Raw genomic sequence first — 24,345 nt, 5'->3', positions numbered from 1 at the left:
CAGTAGCTGTGAAGCGCTGACGGAACTCGCGAGCATTGAACAGCTCACCGCCTTAACCAGCTTGGATGTCAGTTGGTGCCAGGCACTGACCAGCCTGGCGGGCATTGAACAACTGACCGCTTTAACCAGCTTGAATGTCAGTGGCTGTGAAGCGCTGACGAACCTGGCGAGCATTGAACAAATAACATCGTTACAACTATTGATTCTGACAAAGTTAAATCTGATCCTGCCACTGGAAATGGCAGCAACCCTATGCCTGCAGTTACCACGCTTGCAAATTCATACTGATAACGAATTAGCTATTGCCCATGTCCCACCGGAACTCAGTCGTCACTTTAACCAAACCGTTTTTGAGGACTGGTGGCATGCTGGCCAACTATCCGGCTTTGCTTCGGCTAAACAGCTGAAAGTGATGATTTTGGGCAATGGCCGTATTGGTAAAACTCAGTTGGCACGCAATCTACGCGGCGAAACCTTTGATACAACCATACCCAGTACCCATGGTATCCAACTGCATACCATCAGTTGGCAGCAAGTGTTTCAGCATAAACTAGCTGTTGAACCCGCCGATGCAGGGCTACAGCTGCACTGCTGGGATTTTGGGGGGCAGGACGTGTATTTAGGTACCCACAGTTTGTTTTTAGATGAACAAGCGGTTTATGTACTGTTATGGCACCCAGACAGTGAAAACAATGAGTTAGCTGACTGCGAAGGGCTGAAAATTCGTAACAGACCACTGAGCTACTGGCTGGCTTATTTAAAATCACTGGTTGGTGAAAATGCCAATATTCTGGTCTGCCAAAGCCAATGCGATAGCCCAGAACAACATAAAAATGCGCCAATCCCACATCCTTCGCCTTTTAAAGCGCTGCGGCCGCTGGATATCAGCAGCAAAACCCCGGATGGGCTGGAACAGTTTTACCCAACCTTCAAACGAGCCTTGCAGCAACAACTGAGCAGTAATAACGATATTTGGTTGCCCAAGAGCTGGCTGGCGGTGGAACAGGAAATTCGCCAAGTAATTGCTACCCAACCAGAGCTGAAGCAACTGCCATTTGCTGATTTTGAAGCGCTCTGTGAAAAACACTCAGTGACTGCACCAACTACCCTGGCCAATTATCTGCACCAAAGCGGCACCTTGTTTTACCGGGCTGGCCACTTTAACAACCAGTTAATTCTGGACCAGCAATGGGCGCTGCAAGGTGTGTATTTATTGCTGGAACGCCAGCAGGTATTGCCTGAATTACAAGCCCATCAAGGCCAGTTCAACAGACTGATGTTGCAGCGTTGGCTGCAACAGCAGAGTTTAAACACTGAGGATTTGCCGTTATTTTTAGAGATGATGCAGCAATGTGGCGCTTGCTTTGAAGTCAGTGAAGATAACTTTATAACACCGGATAATTTGCCTGAATATGAACCTGCCAGAGCGGTGCAATACTGGCATGACAGTGCGGCCGATATTGAAATTAAACTGAGCTATAACTTTTTACACGACGCCACCATGCGTTATTTGCTAAGCAAAATTGGCCATATGGCCAAACAACATGCTTATTACTGGCGCTACGGCTGCTGCTTCTACGAACCCAAACACCAATGTAAAGTCTGGTTTGAATGCAGCTTGTTACCACATACAGAGCTGCATCAACAAAACTTCAGCCAACCTGGCGAGATAACCTTACGCCTGACTGGCCAGAAAAGTAGTGAGCTGGCAGAACATTTGGTGAAATCCATTACTCAGTCCAGTCATTTGGGCCAGGCACCTGAAGTGACCTGGCTTAAAGGCCAACCAACAAACACATCGGATGACAGAACAGACAAAGTGGCCACAGAACCCTTTACTCAGTTAGGCCCTGCTGCGCCGGCACCAACAGGCCCTGCTATTTATTTTTCTTATGCTTGGGGGCATGAAACTGACGACAGACAAATCATCAGCGATAACTTGTACCAGAAACTCTCTGAGCAATTTGGCGAACACTATGTGTTTCAGGATAAACATAAGATGCAACCCGGAGATAGCATTGCCGCCTTTGAACGGGAAATTGCCCGCGGTAATTTTGTGTTGGTGGTGCTCAGCCGAAAGTACTTGTTTGACTCGTTGCACTGCATGAAAGAACTGGCTTTGTTATATGACGCCAGTCAAAAACATCAGCAAACGTTTTGTCAACGAGTGATCCCTGTTGTGCTGGACGATGTTCAGATTGACAAGCCTGTTGAACGCTTAAAAGTGGTCAAACACTGGCAACAAAAGCGAGTTGAATTGGACACCTTAATCGAAGAGGTTGGCGCAGAAGCCGCGGGTAAAAGCTCCATTGATGAATTAGAGCATCTGCGTGCCATAGTGAACAGCTGTGTCAATGCGTTGGCCTGGATCAGTGATTTAGTCACTGAACGCCAAAGCGAACTGCAGGTGGATGCCACCTTTGAGCTGGTCAAAGCCAGAGTTGCGGCTTGGCACAAACAACACAACCCACTGTAGCTATGTGTTTGATAACCAAGCAGGCCTGTTGCTTAACTGCAGCCAACGACGGCACCAGCCACCCACGTTCATCGACTGTCATTGTGACCAAAGACGATGGCGGCCTGATAGGCAGTTAAGTCACTAATGCCGGGCGGGTTTACCCCGCCCTTTAACCCGGCGGGCCTTCCACCAGCATCAGGCTTAAGCGCCGCACCACTGGCAATACCAGCAGCACCACAGGAAAAGCCACCATCCAGGAAACGCCCCAGGCGCCCAGCCAGGTTTGCAGCAGTTCCGGGCTCAGGCCAATGCTTTTGAGGGTGCTGACCAGCGACACTATGCAGCTCATCAGCAATGACAATAAAAAGGGCATGACCAGGCCCATATAGTTGTGCGGTAATTTCTTCATCGTGAACTTAACAGCTTAATTGCGGCGCGTCGAAACCGTCCGGTTCGTCGGAATAAACGCAGACATTCCAGTCGGCCGCCAGGCCGTCGTCTGCCAGGCAATACTGTTGGAAAAACCCCTGAATTTCAGCACGTTGGCAGTGGGCTTCAAAGCTTGGCATATCGGCCCAGATTTCGTTAAACACAATAGGAAAACTGCGTCCCGGAGCAAAGTCGCTCTGAATTTGCCGGGTCACTCTGTACTGCAGGCAACCCTCTTCGCGCAGGGTGTTGGGCTCCAGGCTTTGCAGCACTTTAAATAATTCGGCCGCTTTACCCGGTTTGGGCTGAAACTGGGCGATGCAATACACTTTTTTCGACATGCTAACTCCGTCAGGTTGTGGCAGGTGCCCAGCTTTGCAGCTGGCGCTCCGACTGAAAATGGTGTTTGGCCCCACTGATGGGGTCAACGAAACTTATACGTTTCGCCAGCAGCTGCAACGGCTGGCTGAAATGGCCCTGCTGCTTTGGTTGCAGCTGTGGGTAATATTTGTCCCATAAAATAGGGCAACCAATCTGCTGCATATGCAGGCGCAGCTGATGGGTTTTGCCGGTATGGGGGCAGAGTTCAAATAAACCAAGCTGATCACGACGCTCAACCAGCTGCAGGCTGGAATCGGCATTCACCTCGCCGTCCAACTGACGCATTAAAAAGCGCGGTTCTGATTTTTCAATACGGTTCTGAATACGCCAGTGCTGTGGCAGCGGTGCCTGCTGTAACTGCGGTGGCAACCCGGCTACGGCCTGATACTCTTTGTGCACTGTGCCTTCTGCAAACAACCGGGAATAAGCCGCCCGGCTGTGCGGCTGGCAGGAAAACAGCACCAGACCAGCGGTTTCGTTATCCAGCCGGTGCACCGGCACCAAATCGGTCAGGCCTGTGTCCCGCTTCAGCCGCGCCAGCAGGCATTCGTTGACAAAATCTCCGCCTGGGATCACCGGCAAAAAATGGGGTTTACAGGCCAGCAGAATATGCTCGTCGCGGTACAGGATCTGGTGGGCAAACGGGATCTGCGGCTCGGCAGCCACTTCGCGGAAATAACAAACCCGGCGGCTGGGTTTAAAGGGGGTATCTGGCTGAATAGTTTCACCACTGTCGTACCAGTACACTTTGCCGTCCAGCAGCCGTTGCTGCCATACCTCTGGCGCAATACGGTGAAAATGCGCAGCTAAAAACGCCAGCACTGTGCCCCAGCCCTGATCAAAGGCCGGTAAGGTAATTTCAGACGGGGTTTTGGCTTTGCTCACAGCGCCTCCGGGGTTGAAGGCGCGTAGTTAACAGACTTTTGACGACATATTCAAGTTAATCACCGGTTTTGAACTTACCCAGCGGTAACATGCGATACAAGGTGTTGTCTTTGCGGCCATAATGGTGCCACAGTGCCATCAGCGCATGGCCACCAATCAGGTAGTAGCCCAAGGTAGCGCCCAGCTTATGCAAATCTTCCAGTTGTTCGGCCAGTGGCTTATCGTCCCCCGTCAGCAAAGGCACAGGCAGGCCCCAAAACGTAAAGCTATGCCCCTCAAAACTCAGCACCAGATAACCCAGCAGTATCATGCCCAGCATCCAGCAGTAAATCAGCAAATGACCCAGGCCTGTCAGCCGCTGCGCCAGCGGGGTCGGGCCAGGCACTATGGGTGGCGCCTTGTCCAGTAAACGGGCCAGAATACGAAAGCCGGTCAGCAGCAATAAAGTCAGCGCCAGGCTGTAATGCAGCGCTTTGACCAGGTCGCGTGGTTCGCTGCCCCGTTCAAACAAAGTGCGGCTTTCCATCGACAGATAAACCAGCACCATCAGTAGCAGACTGAGCCAATGCAAGCCAATAACAACAGTGCTGTATCTGATACTCTGACTACTCATTGCATTTCATCCTCTGTGTTTTTAACAATCTAACCAGGTTCAGCTTAAGGCAAACTGAAAGCTCAGCCCAGCCATCACCACCAACAGAGCAGTTACGGCCACAATTTTAACCGCCAGCGCACGGCTGCCTGACACCAGCACCATAGCGGTTTTCACCAGGGTATTGCTCACACAGGCCAATAAAATGGCCTGTGCCGCCAGCTGTACCTGGTTTTGCCGCAGCGCCAAATCGGCCATCGACAGACTGATTGCATCCACATCCGTCAGGCCTGCCAACGCCGCCAGCCATAACACGCCCTGCCCCGGCAAATAATGTTCAGCCAGTTTGACCGCCAGCAACACCGCCGCAAACAAGGCACCAAACTGAATGGCCGCCCATAAACTAAAGGGGTTTTTTAATGGCATTCGGGCCGAAGCCACCGGAACGTCTCGGCGATGACCAAACCAAAACATCAGCATAGCGGCCAAAGCACAGAGCAGTGCCATTCCCCCCAAAGACCAGGCCAGCCGCGCAAGCAATGGCCAGTATAAAGCGGCGCAAATTAACAACACCCGTAAAAACATCACAGCCCAGGCCAATAAAATGCCACCCGCCAGGTGGTCGGCGGCCAGCTCGTCGTTTTGTTGTTTACTGCTGCGGGCAAAAGATACAGTGGCCGCAGTGGAGGACACCAAGCCCCCCGTTAAGCCAGTGACGGCACTGCCTTTGACCGAACCCAGCGAACGCACCGCCAGATAGCCCACCAGCGACAAGGCTGAAATCAGGATCACCAGCAGCCAGAGTGTATAAGGGTTCAGCGCATTCCAGGGGTCTATGGTCTGGTTGGGTAACAATGGCAGCACAATAAAGCTGGCGATCAGCAGTTTCAGCATCGCAAACAAGTCGCCGGAATCCAGCTTGCCCACCAGCCCATGCAAAGGCTCCCGAAACGCCAGCACGGCCGAAGTTACTATGGCCAGTGCCACCGCAAGTTCGGCATACCCCAGCACTGCAGCACCGCCCAACAGACAGACCGTAATGGCAGCCAGTTCACTGGTCAGCCCTAACCGGGATTGCTCTGTTTTATTTTCCAGCCAGTAGGAACTCAGTACCAAGGCTGTCACGGCCAGCACCGCCAGCGCAAACAGCCATAACTGGCCGGTTTGATGGCCAAGCCAGGCACTGACAGCGCCCATTTGCGAAAACAGAATATAAGTGCGGATGCCGGCAAAACTGCCCGGATGTTCGCTGTTTTTATGTTTTTCGCGCTCAAGGCCAACCAAAGCCCCCAGTAACAGGGCTATACCAAACTGCTGAATAACTTCAAAATCCATCCCGTTGCTCTCATCCATTTTCTAAAAGTGGCGACCTCAGAGCCTGTTGACGCCCTGCAAATTGGGTCAGAACTTTGCGCCCAGACTGACTTTCTGACTGAGATCACGGCTGTTCAGCCGCTGCTCGGGCATCTCTGGCAGGCGTAAATCTATCCGGCTCCATTCCAGACTCCAGCTGTAACTCAGGCTGACACTGTCCGTCAGGTAATAACGTAAGCCTGTATTGGCTTTGACTTCACCATCAAAGTACAGCAAAGGGATCGGCTGATTCAGGTTGTACATATAATGGCCGTCGCTGTACCACTCCAGGGCGCTGTGGCTCCAACGATACCGCAGATCCCACTCCAACTGGCTGAAATTCAGCCGGACTGACCTGTCACCACCCAGCAGTAGCTCCAGTAAAGGCTGTTGCCGGAACTCGGAAAACTTCAGGCCAAGCAGAAAAATCAGCTCAGCTCTGGCCTGCGTATTGTCCATAAAGCTGTAACCTGCACCTGCACTGACATCCACATTTTTATAATCTTCCACCAGATAGTTATAGCTGTAATCGGCTTTAGCCCGCCAAAACAGTCCGGGGCTGAAAAAGTAGTCAAGATCAGGGTTCAGATTGTATTTATGGGTCTTTTTTAAGTTATCGCTGGTTTCGTAATCGTACGCCGCATCCAGGTTGGCGCGCAAAGCAGACCAACGCAGCTCCGACGACGTATGCAGGCCCAGATGATCCAGACTGTGCTCATTGCGCCGGGTAGACGCCGTGAAATCCACCTGATGTTGATGCAACACAGCAGTGGCAGGCTCCGCTTTGCTGTCTGGCTTCGCAGCAACCTCAGCCGCGTCGGCCTGCTCAGGGAGGGTTAACGCAGGGTCTGTGCTGCGAATATGGCTGTGTTTGATTTGCAACTCACCAGCGTAGCTGGTTTTGAGGATCAGCTCTGTTGCAGTGAGCCTGACTAAATGACCGCTGAGCTTATCGCCATTGGTCAGCTCAATACGGATTTCTGCCGCCAGCAACGGCAGCGGGTACAGCACCAGCCCCAGCATCATTCCTTGTCGCCACATCACTGAATCCTATGCTTAAAGTCAGCCTCAGCTTAGCAAGACCTGCTGGATGTTTCGAGATGAAAATGGGCCCCCCCAACAGGAGGGAAACAACAAAGATAAATTTATACCTGTCAGTAAAAAAATAGTCGTTCGCCCCTTGAATATCGGACTGACGCGATTCATATATCGTAATATCGCGATATAAACACATGGACAACTCATGAGCACTGTCACTCTGGATGAGATGTTAAAGGCCTTATCCCATCCGGTGCGGCGGGACATTCTGCATTGGTTAAAGCAGCCTGAGCTGTATTTTGCCGATCAGGAACACCCGCTGTCGCTGGGGGTCTGTGCCGGGAAAATTGAACGAAAAACCGGTTTGTCGCAGTCCACAGTGTCGGCCCATCTGGCCACGCTGCAACGGGCGGGCCTGGTTCAGAGTAAAAAAGTCGGCCAATGGCATTTTTTCTGCCGGAACGACGCACAAATTCAGCAATTGCTTGCACACCTGTCGCAGGATTTATAACGGAGTTTTGTATGACCACTTTATTTGACCCTCTCCAGCTGGGCGATTTAACCCTGAAAAACCGTATTGTGATGGCGCCCTTAACACGCTGCCGGGCCAGCGCAGGCCGGGTGCCTAATGCACTGATGGCTGAGTATTATGCGCAGCGTTCCTCCGCAGGTCTGATCCTGACCGAAGCGACTTCGGTCACCCCTATGGGCGTGGGTTACCCGGACACGCCGGGTATCTGGTCCGCTGAACAAACCCAGGGCTGGAAGCAGGTGACTGATGCCGTGCATGCCAATAACAGCCTGATCTTTTTACAGCTGTGGCATGTGGGCCGTATTTCAGACCCCCTGTATTTAAACGGCGAGCTGCCGGTGGCACCCAGTGCCATTCAGCCGGCAGGCCATGTCAGCCTGGTGCGGCCCATCAAAGAATTTGTCACCCCACGCGCTTTAACTTTGGACGAAATTCAGCAGGTGGTTGCAGACTTTAAACAAGGGGCAGTCAATGCCAAAGCTGCAGGTTTTGACGGTGTGCATGTGCATGCTGCCAATGGCTACCTGCTTGACCAGTTCCTGCAGGATTCCACCAATAAGCGAGACGATCAGTACGGTGGCTCTATTGAAAACCGTGCCCGCTTATTGCTGGAAGTGGTGGATGCCTGCATGGACGTCTGGGGCAAAGACCGGGTGGCTGTGCATCTGGCACCACGGATGGATGCGCACGATATGGGTGACTCGACACCAGCGGACACCTTTGGTTACGTGGCTCAGCAGTTGGGTAAGCGGGGTATTGCCTTTTTGTCTACCCGTGAACATGCGGCCGGCAACAGCCTGACGCCAGCGTTGAAACAGGCCTTTGGTGGCGCTGTGATTGCGAATGAAGGCTTTAGTAAAGAACTGGCGAATCAATGGATTGCCGAAGGAAAAGCCGATGCTATTGCCTTTGGCGTGCCTTTTATTGCTAACCCGGATCTGCCAAAACGTCTGGAGCTGGATGCCCCACTGAACCCGCCGCGTAAAGAACTGTTCTACGCTAAGGGTGCAGAGGGTTATACCGATTATCCGACACTGTAATGACCACTCAGATAAGCAGTTTTTATACAAAAACTGCTTATCTGTTCATGAGTTGGCAAAGCCAGCCGGGTTAACGGACGGGCATTCAGCGCCCCTTTAATCCAGCTTACGCAGCCAGATATTGCGGAAGCTGACAGCATCGCCGTGGTCCTGCAGCTTCAGCGGCAGGCAACCATGGGCCTTGACCTGCGGCGGACCTATCCATTCGGTGGTACCGGTAATTTCCGTGTGGTTTTGCACCAATACCCCATTGTGCAGCACAGTCACGTAACCTGGGCTCAACCTTTTGTCGCCATCAAAACGTGGCGCCTGGTAAATAATATCGTACTGCTGCCACTGGCCATTGGGCCGGGTCGCATTCACCAGCGGAATGCTCTGCTTGTAAACAGAACCGGCCTGACCATTGGGGTAAGTCGGGTTGTTGTAGGAATCCAGCACCTGGATCTCATACAGGCTTTGCAGGAACACGCCGCTGTTATTACGCAGCTGCCCCTGTTTATCCATGCGGTCGCTGTCAACTTTCCACTCCAGATGCAGCTGGATATCACAGAAGCTCTGTTTGGTTTGGATATCACCCGAACCAGGTTTGACCTGCAATACGCCATGTTGCAATGACCAGGCCGCAGCACCGCCTTTTGCGCTTTGCCACTGGCTCAAATCTGCGCCCAGCAGCGCAATGGCGTCGGAGGGCACAGCACCTTCAGCCGCATTGACCACGGCAGGCACAGGTTGCCAGACTTCCGTTTTGGCCGCCAGCTGATGCATTTCCTGCTCGGTCAGTGGCTGATCAGCCGCCCAAGCGCCACAGGCGGGCAGCAGAGCCCAGGCCCAGATTAACTTTTTCATTGTATTGACTCCGTGCATCATCAGGTCGCCCAAGCCTTATCGCCTTTTTTATACGGGAGATCACCGTCGTATTTTCCAGGCACGGCCACATAACGCAGTGCTTCGGTGCCGCCCACCTGAGAGGTGAAGAAGGTAAATAAACTCAGCTGTTTCAGTAAGGTGAAGTAATGCAGCTCGCCTTTACGTTCAGAGGTTTTCGAACTGGCCAGCGAACTGCTGCCCCCCAGCCCGCTGGTGCCGCCTTGTTTGGCTTCTGCATCCAGCTTGCTGAGCAGCTCCAGTTTCTGTTCGGGTGTGAGTGCCATAAAGTCCTGCTTAAACTGCTGTTTGCTCAGGCTTTTGATTTGCTTTAAACCGGCAAAAAATAAGGTCTGATGCTCCAGGCTGTAACAGTCATTCACCAGCACCGCCATCATGGCTCCACAGGCTGCGGCTTTACCGCCGGGGCTGCTGGTTTGCGGCAAAATGGTTTCAGCTATTTCATCCAGCATGGCCACATCGTCGGCGGTATACAGGGTTTTGCCTGCATCCGGTGATTTCTGGCCTGCTGCCCATACATCACCACCGACCATGGCCATACCTGTAGCCGCTGCGATCATCTTTAACAAGTCACGTCTGTCCATATTACAGCTCCCCTTTTTTCAGCTGTTCAACCGCGTAGTTGGCGGCCCGGGCCGTCAGCGCCATGTAGGTCAGCGACGGGTTGACACAGGAGGCTGAGGTCATACAGGCGCCGTCTGTGACAAACACATTGGGTGCGTCCCAGACCTGGTTGTAGCCGTTCAGCACGGACGTTTTCGGATCACGGCCCATCCGGGCTGTGCCCATCTCGTGAATGCCCATACCTGGGCCATAGTCGCCGGCATAGCCCTGCACATTTTTCACGCCTGCCGCTTCCAGAATGTCGATGGCATCCTGTTTCATGTCTTCACGCATTTTCAGCTCATTGGCTTTCAGTTCAACGTCCATCGCCAGCACAGGTAAACCCCATTTGTCCTTGCGGGTTTTGTCGAGGAAAATACGGTTGCTGTGATCCGGCAGAATTTCACCAAAGCCACCCATACCAATGCTCCAGGGCCCTGGTTGTGTTAATGCGTCTTTAAAGTCGGCACCTATGCTGAGCTCCGCCACATTGCGGCTCCAGCCCTGACGGCTGGCTGCCCCCTGGTAACCAAAACCACGCAGGTAATCCCGCTTGTCACCACCCCAGTTGCGGAAACGCGGAATATAGAAGCCTGACGGACGACGGCCAAAATAGTATTTGTCATCAAAACCTTCCACTTCACCAAAAGCGCCCACCCCTAAATGGTGGTCCATCACGTTGTGACCTAACTCGCCGCTGCTGCTGCCCAGGCCACCTTGCCAGAGGTCGGTGGCGGAATTCATCAGGATCCAGGTGGAGTTAAAGGACGACGCATTGAGGAACACAATTTTGCTGGTGAACTCGTAGGTCTGATTGGTTTCGCTGTCCAGCACCTCAACGCCACGGGCCTTTTTCGTGTTTTTGTCGTACAGCACCTGAGTGACAATAGAAAATGGCCGAACCGTTAAATTGCCGGTTTTCATCGCCACCGGCAACGTCGCCGACTGGGTACTGAAGTAACCGCCAAAAGGGCAGCCTAACCAACACTTGTTGCGGTACTGACAGCCGACCCGGTTTTGTTCCGGCTTCGGCTGGGTGATATTGGCACAGCGGCCATGGATCATATGACGGCTGCCACCAAAGGCTTTTTTCAGCCGGGCTGCCACACTTTGTTCGACAATATTCAGCGGCACAGGCGGTAAATACTGGCCGTCCGGTAGTACGTCCAGGCCGTCCCGCACGCCGGCAATACCGGCAAAACGCTCGGCATAATCGTACCAGGGCGCTAAGTCCTGGTAACGGATAGGCCAGTCGACCGCAATGCCGTCTTTGAGGTTGGCTTCAAAATCCAGCTCGTTAAAGCGGTAACTCTGACGGCCCCATAACAAAGAACGCCCACCTAAATGGTAACCGCGGAACCAGTCGTAGCGCTTCACTTCGGTGTAAGGCGATTCCTGCTCATTGGCCCACATACCAAAGGTACTTTCGTTTAATGGGTAGTCCCGCGACAGCACCGGATAATCTTTTTTCATTTGATTGGTCGGTCTGTCACGGTGCGGATAGTCCCAGGCTTCTTTAAAAGCGTTTGGGTAATCCTTGATATGCTCAATAGGCCGGCCGCGTTCGAGCAGCAGTACTTTCAGGCCTTTTTCGGTCAGCTCTTTGGCTGCCCAGCCGCCACTGATGCCTGAGCCTACGACTATGGCATCGTAATGGTTGGTTGCTGTGGTCATCTGTTGTCCCCTGTGATGGGCGGGATTCTACCCGTCGTCCTTGAAGCTGCGACTTTGTTGACTGTGCCATGTCGCCCCAGTCACATAGGTTGACTATGTTCCTGGGGTCTCACTGGCGTGTCGCCTGCCCGCATCTTCAAGTTACCTGGGTATAATGCCCTGTTCTCGTTATAAGTTAGTTAGGGCAGCCTGCTGCCCCGCTATAGCCGTTGAAAGCGTTATACGTCGCAAATCTGAATGGCCTGCGCCAGTGCTGCCGCCCGTCCGGCTTTGCTGTCGGCTGTTGGAATAAATTCCTGCGCCAGATAGCCGTTAAAAGGCAAATCCCGGATGGCTCTGGCAATGGCGGCGTAATTCAGCTCCTGACTGTCGTCAATTTCATGGCGCCCCGGCACCCCGGCCGTGTGGTAATGGCCAAAGTACTGATGGTGCTGTTTGATGGTGCTGATAATGTCGCCTTCCATAATCTGCATATGGTAGATGTCATACAGCAGCTTAAAGTTCGGTGAACCAAGACGTTGACAGAGCTCAATGCCCCAGGCTGAGCTGTCGGCCAGGTAGTCCGGGTGATCGACCTTGCTGTTAAACAGCTCCATCTGCAGCACCACACCGCGCTGCTCCGCTTTGGGCACTAGTTGTTTTAACCCTTTGACTGCATTGGACAGAGCCGTTTCATCGTCCATACCACGGCGGTTGCCACTGAAACAAATCAGGTTGCGGTAACCGGCGTCGGCCACTAAATCGATATGCTTCAGGTAACGTGGGATCAGCGCCTCGTGGAATTCAGCGCCGCCAAAACCGTCGGTCAGGTTCAGCTCAGCGCCATTGCACATCGAGCTGTCGATACCATGCTTTTTTAACACCGGCCAGTCGTCCGGCCCCACCAGATCAATGGCGTTAAAACCCAGCGATTTCACCAGCAGACATAATTCGTCGATGGACAAATCGCCGTAGGTCCAGCGGCTGACCGAATGGCGGATTTTACCTTTGAGCCGGGCAGAGGTTTTGGTGCTGGCCGAGGCCGTACTTAAAAATCCGGTCGCCCCCAACACGGATACCCCAACAGCACCAGCGGCCAGTTGTTTTAACAGCTCCCGCCGCGGCAGGGTGCTCTGTTGCTGACTCATCGCTTACTCCTGACGCAGTGGTTCGTTTTTAAACACCAGCGCAAACACCAGCAGAACCAGCGCGGCAAAACCTGCCGGGAATAACCAGATGCTGGCCCAGTCGGTGGTCTCTACCGTACTGTAGGCGTCGGTAATCTGACCGGCCACGCTGAAGCCAATCAGCATACCGACCCCATAAGTGGCCAGCGTGATCAGGCCCTGGGCAGAGCTGCGAATGGCCGCGCCCGCCTTGCTGTTGGTGTAAATCTGACCTGAGACAAAAAAGAAGTCGTAACAAATGCCATGCAGTGCTATGCCCAGTAACAGCATCCAGACGCCGGTGCCGGCATCGCCATAAGCAAAAAGCACATAACGCAGCACCCAGGCCCCCATACCCAACAACAAAGTCCAGCGAATCCCAAAGCGGTTCAGAAACAGCGGCAATGCCAGCATAAACAGCACTTCAGAGGCCTGGCCCAGCGTCATTTTACCGGTGGCATTCTCCACCCCAATACCGGTCAGAAACGGGTTAGCATTCTGGTAATAAAAGGCCAGCGGAATACAGATCAGCACAGAGGCCACAAAGAACAAAAAGAAGTTTTTATCTTTTAGCAGTGCCAGCGCATCCAGACCCACCAACTCACCGAGTTTAAGCTGCTGACCCCGGCCAGCCGGCGGTGTGGCCGGTAAGGTAAAGCTGTACAAACCCAACACCGCAGAAGCGACAGCACACATAAGGAAGGTGTTTTTCAGCAGGCCATCCGCAATGCCTTGCTGCGAATCCCAGCCAAACAGGTAGCTGATCACCAGGCCCGCCGCAATCCAGCCCACTGTGCCCCAGACCCGGATTTTGCCAAATTCCAGATCCGGCTGTTTCAGCTGACCAAAAGACACCGAGTTCACCAGCGCCAGTGTCGGCATATAAACCAGCATATACGCCAGTACCAGCGGATAAAAACTGCCGAAGTCGCCGGACTGATACATCAGGAACATCAGCACGGCACCCGCTAAATGCAGCAGGCCAAGCAGACGTTCGGCATTAAAAAAACGGTCGGCAATCAGGCCGACAAAAAACGGCGCAATAATGGCGCCCCAGGATTGGGTCGAAAAGGCCGCGCCCATTTGGGCGCCTGTGGCCGACAGGTTCTGACTTAAAAATGTGCCCAAGGTGACAAACCAGCCACCCCAGATAAAAAACTGCAAAAACATCATGCTGCTTAAGCGTAGTTTGATGCTGTCCATAGATTCCCCGCTGCTGTTGGACTCTCGTTATTGTGGTTTTATGTTGTTATGTTTTTTTTCGCGTCAGCCGGTGCCGGACCACTCAGTCGTCCAGCCCCAGAATACGGCGGTTGCGTTTTGCATCCGTTGCAGCACCGGCAAAGTCGTCAAAGGCTTTTTTCGCGCGCTCAATCAGATGCCGGGCAATAAAAGGTGCGCCTTCGGCCGCGCCCTGCGCTGAATCTTTCAGGCAACATTCCCATTCCAGCACCGCCCAGCCGTCAAAACCGTATTGGGTCAGCTTGCTGAAAATACTGGCAAAATCGACCTGCCCATCGCCCAAAGAGCGAAAGCGGCCCGGGCGGTTCACCCAGTCCTGATAACCACCGTAAACGCCACTGCGGCCATTGGGTCTGAACTCGGCGTCTTTGACATGGAACATTTTGATCCGGCTGTGGTAGCGGTCGATAAAATCCAGGTAATCCAGCTGCTGCAGCACAAAATGGCTGGGATCAAACAAGATATTGGCGCGTGGATGGTTGTTCACTGCAGCCAGAAACTGCTCAAAGCTGGCACCGTCATGCAAATCTTCACCGGGGTGAATTTCATAACAGACATCCACCCCCGCTTCATCAAAGGCGTCCAGAATAGGTAACCAGCGTTTGGCAAGCTCAGCAAAACCCTGCTCCACCAGACCGGCTGGTCGTTGTGGCCAGGGGTAGACCAGATGCCACAACAAGGCGCCTGAGAAGGTGGCATGGGCCTTTAAACCCAGGCGCTGGCTGGCTTTGGCGGCGTACTTCAGCTGCTGAATGGCCCAGTCGGTGCGCTCTGCCGGTTTGCCCCTTAAGGCTGCTGGCGCGAAGTTATCAAACAGCTCATTGTAAGCCGGATGCACAGCCACCAGTTGGCCCTGCAAATGGGTCGACAGCTCGGTTATGGCAATGCCCTGTTCGGCACAGGCCGCTTTCATGGCATCGCAATAGGCCTGGCTGTTGGCGGCTTGTTCCAAATCAAAAAAAGCCGGGTCATTGGTCGGTACCTGCACCCCTTTGTAACCTAAATCAGCCGCCCATTTCGCCATGGTTTTTAAACTGTGAATGGGCGCTTCGTTGCCCATAAACTGCGCCAGGAAAATAGCCGGGCCCTGAATTTGACTCATAGTATGCTCCTAAGCGTTGTTTACAGGCTGTCGCGGATATCCGGCACCGCCAGCCATTTTTCATTGCTGTGGCTGCTGGCGGCGACGGTTTCGATAAAGGCCATACCTCGCAGACCGGCGGCAATACCAGGCACCCCAGTGGGCTGGCCTGATTCACCGGCACGGATAGCGGCTGCAAAATCACGGTATAAATTGGCCATGGCTTCCAGATAGCCCTCAGGGTGACCTGAAGGTAAGCGGCAGCGCCGGTTGGCTTCCTGACCCAGACCTGGCATACCACGACCGGCCCGCAACAATTGCACCGGAGCGCCATGCGGTTTCAGGATCAGAGTATTGGGCTCCATCTGGTGCCACTCCAGCGCCCCTTTTTCGCCGTACAGACGGATTTTCAGCGCGTTTTCTTCACCGGCGCAAATTTGGCTGGCCATCAGCACACCAGAAGCGCCTTCAGCCGTGCGGAATAACGCCGCGCCATCGTCGTCCAGCCGGCGGCCAGGCACATGGCTTTTCAGCTCAGCACACAGCTCAGTCACCCGATGGCCACTGATAAATTCCGCCATGCCAAAGGCATGGGTGCCAATGTCGGCCATACAGCCACTGGCCCCGGCCTGAGCCGGATCGGTACGCCAGCTGGCTTGTTTGTTTTCGCTGCTTTCTAAATCCTCGGTCAGCCAGCCTTGCGGGTATTCGACATAAATTTTGCGCAAGCAGCCCAAGGCGCCGTTTTGCACCTGCTCACGCGCCTGCCATACCATGGGGTAACCCAGGTAGGTATGAGCCAGACCATACAGCTGATGGCTTTGTTTGAGCACAGCGGCCAGCTCGCGGGTTTCTTTCAGCGTGACGCCAGCGGGTTTTTCGCAGAACACGGCAAAACCAGCCTGCAAGGCGGCGATACTGATCGGCACATGCAACTGGTTTGGCGTGACCACCACCAGCAACTGCATACGGTGTTCAGCCGGCAAGGCCGCTTCGCCTGCCAGCAATTGTTGCCAGTCGGCATAGGCGCGTTCAGGGGCAATATTCAGCGCTGCGGCAGTGACCTGATTGTTTTCTTTGTTGCGGCTAAAAGCACCACAGACCAGTTGGTAGTCGCCGTCCAGGCCTGCCGCATGACGGTGCACTGCACCGATAAAAGCACCGGCGCCACCGCCGACCATGCCATAACGGATGGGTGTTTTGCGTTCTGTTGTCATTGTTCAATTCTCGGTTGCTTCGAACCTACTCTGGTTCAGCCATCAGAGAAAAATGTAATGGATTACATTTTGCACCGTCAAGGTGATTTCTGCCCTTTGTCGCAAATTTCGTCGAAAAAATCGGCCACATCGCACCAAAATAGAGCATTCACTTTAAAAATATGCCAATTTTTTGCACTAACCTGACTTTTCATTTGCGAAAAATCAGCTTATAAATGCTATCGGTTACAAATTATCAGGAACGCCTGGTCTGCGTTAGACTGACCAGCCGATAAAGCAGCATGAAAACAACAGGTTGAATGGCTACAATTCATGAAGTCGCGGCTCTGGCCGAAGTTTCGGTCGCGACAGTATCCAGAGCACTGCAACAACCGGAGCGGGTGTCAGACAAGACCCGCGCCAGGGTATTGGCGGCGGTCAAACAAACCGGCTACAAACCCAATTTAATGGCGGTCAAGTTTCGTTCGGGCAAAAGCCGTAACCTGGTGGTGCTGGTGCCGACTGTCGCCAACCTGTTTTTCGCCCGGGTGATCACCGGTATGCAACAAAGCGCGCATGACAAAGGCTATTCGTTGTTGCTCTGCAACACCATGGCCAATGAAGCAATGGAACAAAGTTACGCCCGGATGGTACACACCTCACAAGCTGACGGCTTGATCCAGCTGCGGGCTTTTAACCCTTTTACCGGGCTGGAAATGGCAGCCGATCAGCCGCTGCCGATGGTCAACGCCTGTGAAGTGCTGGACCGTATCCGTTGCCCGACTGTGTTACTCGACAACAAAGCGGCCGCTTATGCCATGACCGAATATTTACTCGGTCTGGGCCATCGCCGTATCGCAATGATTAAAGGCCCACCACGCAGCCCGCTGACCCGTGACCGGGTGGCCGGCTACAAAGAAGCGCTGGCTGAAGCCGGTGTCGACTTTGATGAAAGCCTGCTCAGCCCGGGGAATTTCAGTCTGGCATCCGGACAGAAAGCGGCCGCCGACCTGATGGCCCTGCCCCGGCCACCCACCGCTATTTTTTGCGAAAACGATGAGATGGCCATTGGCGCCCTGCAGCAACTGAAACAGCTGGGACTGCGGGTGCCGCAGGATGTGTCTGTTGCCGGTTTTGACGATATCGCCTTTGCCGCGTACAGCGACCCGCCGCTGACCACCATAGCGCAGCCGGCGGAAGAATTTGGCAGTACCGCGGTCAGTTTACTGATCGATTTAATTGAAGGCAGGCTGGGCAAAGCGCCCAAAGTCATTCTGCCTTTTGATCTGATAGAGCGTGCCAGCACGGGGCCAGCCCCCGGGCACCTAACTTAAGGAAAGCAGCATGAACCCAACGACAAGCGATTTCGCTCCAGCCAACCCAGGCAGACGCACACTGTTGAAATACAGCCTGCTCGGTTTAGGCGCAGCCGCCCTGGCCTCTCCGTTAAGCCAGGCACTGGCCGCCACACCAGGCCAGAAACTGCAGGCCGGTCTGCAGCTGTACACAGTGCGTGACCTGATGGCGCAAAGTGTGGCTGACACACTGAAGCTGGTGGCCGGTATTGGCTACAAAGAAGTCGAGTTTGCCGGTTACTTTAATCTGAAAGCCAAAGAAGTACGTCGCCTGCTCGACAGCGAAGGCTTAACCGCCCCCTCTGCCCATTTACCGCTGGAAGTGCTGCAAAGCCAGCTGGACCAGGTGATTGAAGATGCCCAGACTGTCGGTCATCACTACATTGTGTTGCCTTACCTGACCGAACCGCAGCGCCAGACCATTGATCAATACAAATCCTACGCCGCCTTTTTAAACAAAGCTGGCGAAGCCTGCAAAAAAGCCGGTCTGCAGATGGCCTACCACAACCATGATTTCGAGTTCCAGGCCATTCAGGGTCAGGTGCCTTACGACATTCTGCTGAAAGAAACCGACGCAGATCTGGTAAAAATGGAGCTGGACCTGTTCTGGACTGTTAAAGCCGGTTTAAGCCCGCTGCAACTGTTTGAACGTTCACCGGGCCGTTTCCCGCTGTGGCATGTGAAGGACATGAACCAAAAAGGTGAGATGGTCGATGTGGGCACCGGGGTGATTGATTTCGCACCTATGGTCGCCAAAGCTGAGCTGTCCGGCGTCAAACATGCCTTTATCGAACACGACAACAGTGACAACAGAGTCCGCACCATCAAACAGGGCTTTGATTCGCTGTCCAGACTGCTGAAATAAGCCTCGCGTCACAGGCGCAGCCGCATGCGGTTTGCGCCTGGCGTCCTGGTTTTTCCCTGCGCCGCCCCGTTCCCTTCCTGTTTATTTTATGCCCAACCTTGACGAACTGAATTTTCAGAGGTAAAACGATTAAGTGAAGATGAATTTAATTCACCTCATAACACAATAAAGCGACACCATAGCCAGAAAACCAGCCAGGCAAAATGGAATGTTGCTTTTTTTACCCAAAAGAACTTAAACGATTAAGTCGATTCAACAGGGGGCATTCAAATGTTCAAGCAACAGAAAGTTTCAGTCGCTGTACGCCAGGTATTACTGGCGTCCGGATTCTTGGTCACAGTGCCTGTGATGGCACAGGACAACAGCGCCGCAGAGGCCAGCAACAACAAAGAAGAAAAAGCCTTTGAAACCATAGTGGTCACTGGCAGTGTGCCCGGTCGCACCCAGATTGAATCGGCCATTGCGGTCACCACAGTGGACGCCGAAATGATTAAAGATTTCCAGCCCAGCTCGGAGTCTGAGGTCTTCCGGATGATCCCAGGTATTCAGGTGTCCGGTACTGCGGGCCCGGGCGGGAACTCCAATATTGCGGTGCGTGGCTTGCCTGTCGCCACCGGCGGTTCACCTTTTGTGCAAATTCAGGAAGACGGTCTGCCGACTGTGCTGTTTGGTGATATGAACTTTGGCAATAACGACTACTGGACCCGCTTCGACTCCAGTGTCGACCGGGTAGAAGGGGTTCGCGGTGGCACCGCCGGCACCTTCTCCTCGCAGTCCCCCGGCGCCATTATTAACTACATCAGTCACTACGGTGAGGTGGATGGCGGTTTGCTGCGGCTGACCACTGGCCTTGGGTATGACGAAAAGAAACTCGATTTCCGTCAGGGCGGCGCCCTGAGCGACAACGTCAATTACCACCTGGGTGGCTATGTCAAACAGGGCAAAGGCCCGCTGGAGGCTGGATTTAATGTCAGCGAAAGCGCACAAATCAAAGCCAACCTGACCAAATACTTTGGCGACGCTAACTATGTGCGTTTTCTGGTGAAAGTGGCCGACACCCAGGAGCCGAACTACACAGGCGCGCCAGCGCTGGCTGACTACGACGGCCACAGTTTCAGTAACCTGCGGCCCTACCCTGGCTTTGATGGCCGCAGCCAGTCCAACTACTCCATTCACAATCAGGAGTTTCTGATTGTGAACCGCAGCGGCGACTTGGAACGGGTGGAGATGAGCGGCATCACCACCGAAGCGCTCGCGCTGGGGAATGAACTGCATTATGAGTTCAGCAACAACCTGGTGCTGGACAACAAAATGCGCTGGACCGATATGAGCGGGGGTTTTACCTCGCCTTTCCTCAATGTGGTCAGCACCAGCAGTGTCATTGGCTCCAGCCTGAACGGTGCCACAGTCGGTTCCATCCGCTACGCCAATGGCCCGCAAGCCGGTGAATTGTATGACCAGGCCTATCTGAACAACAACACCAATGTGCATACCAGCATGCGCGACGTCGGCAGTTTTGTGAACGACCTGGCCCTGTCGAAAGAATTCGAACTGGGTGAGCAACTGATCACAGCCCGAGCTGGTTATTTTTATATGAATCAGAACATTGCGTCGGACTGGCACACCAACCGCACCTTCTCAGAACTCAGTGGTGACAACCCGGCCATGCTGGAGCTGTTTGATACCGCAGGCAATCAGCTGACCGCCAACGGCATTGCGGGATTTAACAACAACTGGGGCAGTTGCTGTGCCCGCGACTATGATCTGGCCTATACAGACACAGCCCCCTACCTGGCGCTGGATTTAGACAATGACCTTTTTACGCTGGATGCCAGTGTGCGCCGTGATACGGTGGACGCGTCCGGTTGGGCCTTCTCCGGCGGCTCCGAATTCAGCACGCTGGTGTCTGGGGTGGCCATTTCGACCATCATCGCCAATGGCAGTCAGGAAAACCTGGATTATTCGGTCAGCTACAGCTCCTGGACAGTCGGCGGTCTGTACAAACTGAACGAAGACACCAGTTTCTTTACCCGTGCCTCCAAAGGCGGCCGCTTTAATGCCGACCGTCAGATTGCCTCCGGCAAAATCAATGCCGATGGTTCGCTGAACCAGGCCGGACAAACAGCGGCTGTCGACTTTGTGCACCAGTACGAACTGGGGGTGAAACGCCGTGGCGATGTGCTGGATGGCTACTACAGCCTGGAACTGACGTTACTGAAAGGTGACTTCAAACAAAGCACCTATGAATTGTCAGCCACCCTCTGTGGCGGTGCCGGTGGTTGTGTGATAGACGCCGAATACAAATCACAGGGCGCTGAAATGTTGGGCACCTTGCGGCTGGGTGATTTTTCACTGGTCGGTAACGCCACTTACACAGATGCTGAGAAAAAATCGGCAGGCTCCAGTCAATGGGTACGGGCTGACGGTATTCCGGATCTGATTTACACCCTGTCGTCCAACTACCATATCAATGACCAGTGGGTGACAGGCCTGAATGTGACCGGGCAAACCACATCCATTGACGGGGCTGGTAACGAATACCCATCCAATTACACACTGGGAGCTAACCTGAAATACAGCCCCACCGACAACCTGCAGTTTGGTTTACAGTTGTACAACCTGACCGACGAATTTGATATTCGCGGCAGTGGTGGTGTGGCGGACGCCAGCGTCAGCCCGACAGTGATCTCTGGCGGGCCCGTGATTGGACGCACCGTGAACTTGTCAGTGACCTTAAGTTACTAAGCTAACCAAGGCCGGGTCCGCCCGGCTTTTTCATTCAACCGCAGGTGACCATGAATTCAAAAGCGATACGCTCGGTGCTGATTGTCGGTGGCGGTACTGCTGGCTGGATGACGGCGGCAGCGCTGGCCAACGCCTTGCCACTGGGGTGCCACATTCGTCTGGTGGAATCCGAAGACATTGGCACTGTGGGCGTAGGCGAAGCCACTATTCCGCCGATCAGGCTGTTTAACCAAAGCCTGGGGCTGAAAGAAAACGACTTTATTAAAGCCACCCAAGGCAGCTTTAAACTGGGCATCGAGTTTGTGAACTGGGGCTCGCTGGGCCAGCGTTATTTTCACCCTTTTGGCAGCTATGGCCGTCAGTTTGACCTGGTGAACTTTCACCATCATTGGTGGCAGGCACGCCAGCAAGGCAAAGCCGACTCTCTGGACCAGTACTCTATGGCCTGGGTCGCGGCGCAGGCCGGCAAATTCGCCCCACCCGTTGCCGAACCCAGGTCCGTGCTGTCGACCCACGATTATGCCTACCATTTTGACGCAGGCCTGTACGCCCGTTACTTACGCCGCTATGCCGAACAACGGGGTGTAGAGCGGCTTGAAGGCAAAATCAGTGCAGTGCAGCAGCAGCCGCACAACGGCCATATCCGCTCTGTGCAGCTGGAGTCTGGTCTGGTGCTGGACGCTGAACTTTTTATCGACTGCTCCGGCTTTCGCGGCCTGTTAATTGAGCAAAGCCTGCAAACCGGCTACGAAGACTGGTCGCACTGGCTGCCTTGCGACAGCGCCTGGGCTGTGCCTTCTGAGCGTGGCGACTTGACGCCTTACACCCGCTCCACCGCCTTGTCGGCGGGCTGGTGCTGGCGCATACCGCTGCAACACCGCACCGGTAATGGTCAGGTGTTTTGCAGCCACTTTATTCAGCCGCAGCAGGCGGCTGACCAACTGCTGCAACAGCTGGAGGGCAAGGCGCTGGCCGAGCCACGTCAGCTGAGGTTTGTCACAGGACGACGCAAACTGTTCTGGAATAAAAATGTGGTGGCCATTGGCCTGTCGGCTGGCTTCCTGGAACCGCTGGAATCCACCAGCATCCATTTGATCCAGGCCGGTATCGCCAAGTTGCTGGCATTGTTTCCGGACAACAGCTTTAGTCCCTTGCTGCGGGACGAATACAACCGTATTGCCATTCGGGAAATGGAAAATATCCGCGACTTTGTGATGTTGCATTACAAGCTGACCCAACGCGACGACAGCGAACTCTGGCGCTATTGTGCGGCCATGCCGGTGCCGGACTCCTTGCAGTACCGTATTGAGCTGTTCCGTCAGTACGGCCGCCTCATTCCGGGCGAGCTGGATTTATTTGGCAACACCAGCTGGCTGGCGGTGCATATTGGCCAGCACAACCTGCCAGAGCAAAGCGATATGCTGTTAAACTACAGGCCAGCCCATGGCAGCGATTATCTGACAAAACTGCAACAGGCGATGCAACTGGCTGTGCGGCAACTCCCTTCACATCAAGACTACATTAACCAGTACTGTAAAGCAGAACCGGCGCCTTAGCGCCGCTGCGGTTTCTCAAGATGACTACTTAATGGGTCTGCTGCAACCGTGCTGCAGCAGGTTGCGTCCAATAGTTCCACCATAAGCCGGTACACAACAAACCGGCAAAGCCGGTGGCCAGATAAAAACCATAACGCACATCCCCCAGCGCATCTCCCACTATGCCCATCAACAAAGGCCCAAGGGCAGCCGCCAGCGCAGTAAAGGCCAGGATCAGCCCGGCGGCGGCCCCATGCTGATCACGGCTGAAACAGCTGATGCCTTTGGAATTCAGGGTTGGGTACATCATGGACATAAAGAGACCTGACGCAGGCATCAACCACAAAGCCCAACTGACGCCTTGCCACATGCTGAGCGCAAAGCAGAGGAAAATCGCGCTGCCAAACCAGGCCAGCAGCACAGTCCAGTCAAACTTCAGCAGCAGGTATTCCGCCAGAAAACGTCCGGTGGTGCGCAGCACAAAAAACAGGGTAATGGCATGAGTGGCCAGCAGGGTCTGTTGCCCCTCATAACTTTGCAGCAAAGTGGGTAACCAGACAAAAATGGCCACTTCGGTCGCGACATAACAGGCAATCGCCAGCGAAAACCCCAACGCATAAGGGTCTTTTGCCAGTTTCAGACTTTGCCAGAGCGAACTTTGTGGCTGCGGCTGATAGGCCGGATAATCCAGCCGGGCCGCCATCAGCAGCAGCACGGCGCAAATCAAACCAGCCAGCAGATACAGCTGAGTCCAGCCCAGCTGAGCAGCAATTAACATGCCCACCAGTGCAGGCCCGGCGATGGCCCCTAAGCCAAAAAAACCTTCAACCCTGTTCATCAGCCGGGTATGGCTGTGGCCATCCGCACTGACATCCCCCACCAGCGCCAGGGCGCCGGTTTTAAACAAACCTATGGCCAGCCCGCTGACGCCAAGCAGCAGCAGATAAAACAGGAAATCTTCACCAAAGACGAAGGCAACACAGGCCAAGGCGTACAGCGCAAGGCCCGAGAGGATCACCGTTTTCCGGCCAAAGCGGTCCGCCAGCCGGCCCAGAAATAACCCGGACAAACCAATAAACACCATAGGCACATAATGAAAAGCGGCCGCTTCGGTCAGGCTCAGCTGAAACTGCTGCACCACCTGTGGAATAATGACGCCTACGGCATCCGTCGTCATGGCAAAGACAAAAAACATCAGGCAGGTCATCCATTTCACCTGGCTGTAGGCGCTCGGTGCCATAGACACCTGCGCAGCGAGAGGCTGGCTTTGTTGCATCTTCAGTTACCCTGTTGAGTGGTGAAAGCGGCCGC

At 54.0% G+C, this 24,345-nt stretch carries 21 protein-coding genes; 7 read left to right on the top strand and 14 right to left on the bottom strand.

What is annotated here, in order from left to right:
* Window positions 1-2,476, top strand: a 2,476-nt coding sequence (locus WKJ04_RS06640; protein ID WP_337879702.1) for a COR domain-containing protein, incomplete at its 5' end; no start/stop codon positions are given.
* 151 nt (window positions 2,477-2,627) lie between these two features.
* Here WKJ04_RS06640 and WKJ04_RS06635 read toward each other — a convergent pair.
* The 6 genes from WKJ04_RS06635 to WKJ04_RS06610 all read right to left on the bottom strand — a co-directional run bounded on the left by WKJ04_RS06635 (window position 2,628) and on the right by WKJ04_RS06610 (window position 7,139).
* The gene (locus WKJ04_RS06635) at window positions 2,628-2,867 is read right to left on the bottom strand and encodes a DUF2798 domain-containing protein (RefSeq protein ID WP_337879701.1); all 240 of its coding nucleotides are present in this window, start codon (window positions 2,865-2,867) and stop codon (window positions 2,628-2,630) included.
* Between the two features lie 7 nt (window positions 2,868-2,874).
* Window positions 2,875-3,228, bottom strand: coding sequence for a putative quinol monooxygenase (locus WKJ04_RS06630; protein ID WP_337879700.1), 354 nt, complete (start codon window positions 3,226-3,228; stop codon window positions 2,875-2,877).
* Between the two features lie 10 nt (window positions 3,229-3,238).
* On the bottom strand, window positions 3,239-4,153 hold the full coding sequence (locus WKJ04_RS06625) for a pseudouridine synthase (RefSeq protein ID WP_337879699.1): 915 nt from the start codon (window positions 4,151-4,153) through the stop codon (window positions 3,239-3,241).
* 55 nt (window positions 4,154-4,208) lie between these two features.
* Window positions 4,209-4,766 carry a cytochrome b gene (locus tag WKJ04_RS06620; RefSeq protein WP_337879698.1) on the bottom strand — a complete coding sequence of 186 codons (558 nt, stop codon included), beginning with the start codon at window positions 4,764-4,766 and terminating at the stop codon, window positions 4,209-4,211.
* A 39-nt stretch (window positions 4,767-4,805) separates the two neighbouring features.
* Window positions 4,806-6,080, bottom strand: coding sequence for an MgtC/SapB family protein (locus WKJ04_RS06615; RefSeq protein ID WP_337879697.1), 1,275 nt, complete (start codon window positions 6,078-6,080; stop codon window positions 4,806-4,808).
* Window positions 6,081-6,146: 66 nt separating this feature from the next.
* Entirely contained in the window at window positions 6,147-7,139 is a 993-nt protein-coding gene (locus WKJ04_RS06610; protein ID WP_337879696.1) for a DUF481 domain-containing protein, read from the bottom strand.
* A gap of 202 nt (window positions 7,140-7,341) precedes the next feature.
* On the opposite strand from WKJ04_RS06610, the gene WKJ04_RS06605 reads away from it, so the two are divergent.
* On the top strand, window positions 7,342-7,647 hold the full coding sequence (locus tag WKJ04_RS06605) for a metalloregulator ArsR/SmtB family transcription factor (protein ID WP_337879695.1): 306 nt from the start codon (window positions 7,342-7,344) through the stop codon (window positions 7,645-7,647).
* Window positions 7,648-7,658: 11 nt separating this feature from the next.
* A complete protein-coding gene (locus WKJ04_RS06600) occupies window positions 7,659-8,708 on the top strand; it encodes an alkene reductase (protein ID WP_337879694.1) in 1,050 nt (349 codons plus the stop codon).
* A 96-nt stretch (window positions 8,709-8,804) separates the two neighbouring features.
* Here the strand turns inward: WKJ04_RS06600 and WKJ04_RS06595 are convergent, their stop codons facing one another.
* The 7 genes from WKJ04_RS06595 to WKJ04_RS06565 form a co-directional block, all read right to left on the bottom strand.
* Window positions 8,805-9,554 (bottom strand): DUF1080 domain-containing protein, encoded by a 750-nt coding sequence (locus WKJ04_RS06595; protein WP_337879693.1) that lies wholly within the window; start codon window positions 9,552-9,554, stop codon window positions 8,805-8,807.
* A gap of 20 nt (window positions 9,555-9,574) precedes the next feature.
* Complete coding sequence (locus WKJ04_RS06590) at window positions 9,575-10,177, bottom strand: gluconate 2-dehydrogenase subunit 3 family protein (RefSeq protein ID WP_337879692.1); 603 nt, start codon at window positions 10,175-10,177, stop codon at window positions 9,575-9,577.
* A gap of 1 nt (window position 10,178) precedes the next feature.
* Complete coding sequence (locus WKJ04_RS06585) at window positions 10,179-11,870, bottom strand: GMC family oxidoreductase (protein ID WP_337879691.1); 1,692 nt, start codon at window positions 11,868-11,870, stop codon at window positions 10,179-10,181.
* A gap of 218 nt (window positions 11,871-12,088) precedes the next feature.
* Window positions 12,089-12,997, bottom strand: coding sequence for a TIM barrel protein (locus WKJ04_RS06580; protein WP_337879690.1), 909 nt, complete (start codon window positions 12,995-12,997; stop codon window positions 12,089-12,091).
* 3 nt (window positions 12,998-13,000) lie between these two features.
* Window positions 13,001-14,218, bottom strand: coding sequence for a nucleoside permease (locus WKJ04_RS06575; protein ID WP_337879689.1), 1,218 nt, complete (start codon window positions 14,216-14,218; stop codon window positions 13,001-13,003).
* A gap of 82 nt (window positions 14,219-14,300) precedes the next feature.
* Window positions 14,301-15,359, bottom strand: coding sequence for a sugar phosphate isomerase/epimerase family protein (locus WKJ04_RS06570; protein WP_337879688.1), 1,059 nt, complete (start codon window positions 15,357-15,359; stop codon window positions 14,301-14,303).
* Between the two features lie 20 nt (window positions 15,360-15,379).
* Window positions 15,380-16,555 carry a Gfo/Idh/MocA family oxidoreductase gene (locus WKJ04_RS06565; RefSeq protein WP_337879687.1) on the bottom strand — a complete coding sequence of 392 codons (1,176 nt, stop codon included), beginning with the start codon at window positions 16,553-16,555 and terminating at the stop codon, window positions 15,380-15,382.
* Window positions 16,556-16,854: 299 nt separating this feature from the next.
* Here WKJ04_RS06565 and WKJ04_RS06560 point away from each other — a divergent pair, with 299 nt between their 5' ends.
* The 4 genes from WKJ04_RS06560 (at window position 16,855) to WKJ04_RS06545 (ending at window position 23,055) form a co-directional block, all read left to right on the top strand.
* Window positions 16,855-17,868 carry a LacI family DNA-binding transcriptional regulator gene (locus WKJ04_RS06560; RefSeq protein ID WP_337879686.1) on the top strand — a complete coding sequence of 338 codons (1,014 nt, stop codon included), beginning with the start codon at window positions 16,855-16,857 and terminating at the stop codon, window positions 17,866-17,868.
* Window positions 17,869-17,878: 10 nt separating this feature from the next.
* A complete protein-coding gene (locus tag WKJ04_RS06555; RefSeq protein WP_337879685.1) occupies window positions 17,879-18,754 on the top strand; it encodes a sugar phosphate isomerase/epimerase in 876 nt (291 codons plus the stop codon).
* Window positions 18,755-19,024: 270 nt separating this feature from the next.
* Window positions 19,025-21,499, top strand: a complete 2,475-nt coding sequence (locus WKJ04_RS06550) for a TonB-dependent receptor (RefSeq protein ID WP_337879684.1) — start codon at window positions 19,025-19,027, stop codon at window positions 21,497-21,499.
* 50 nt (window positions 21,500-21,549) lie between these two features.
* A complete protein-coding gene (locus WKJ04_RS06545; protein WP_337879683.1) occupies window positions 21,550-23,055 on the top strand; it encodes a tryptophan halogenase family protein in 1,506 nt (501 codons plus the stop codon).
* 28 nt (window positions 23,056-23,083) lie between these two features.
* Here the strand turns inward: WKJ04_RS06545 and WKJ04_RS06540 are convergent, their stop codons facing one another.
* Window positions 23,084-24,310, bottom strand: coding sequence for an MFS transporter (locus WKJ04_RS06540; RefSeq protein WP_337879682.1), 1,227 nt, complete (start codon window positions 24,308-24,310; stop codon window positions 23,084-23,086).
* Window positions 24,311-24,345: the final 35 nt, after the last annotated feature.

The sequence above is a fragment of the Rheinheimera sp. genome (genome assembly GCF_037442345.1).
Lineage (GTDB): Bacteria > Pseudomonadota > Gammaproteobacteria > Enterobacterales > Alteromonadaceae > Pararheinheimera.
Note: the sequence above shows the minus strand (reverse complement) of the source record. Positions and strands in the feature narration are given on the sequence as shown.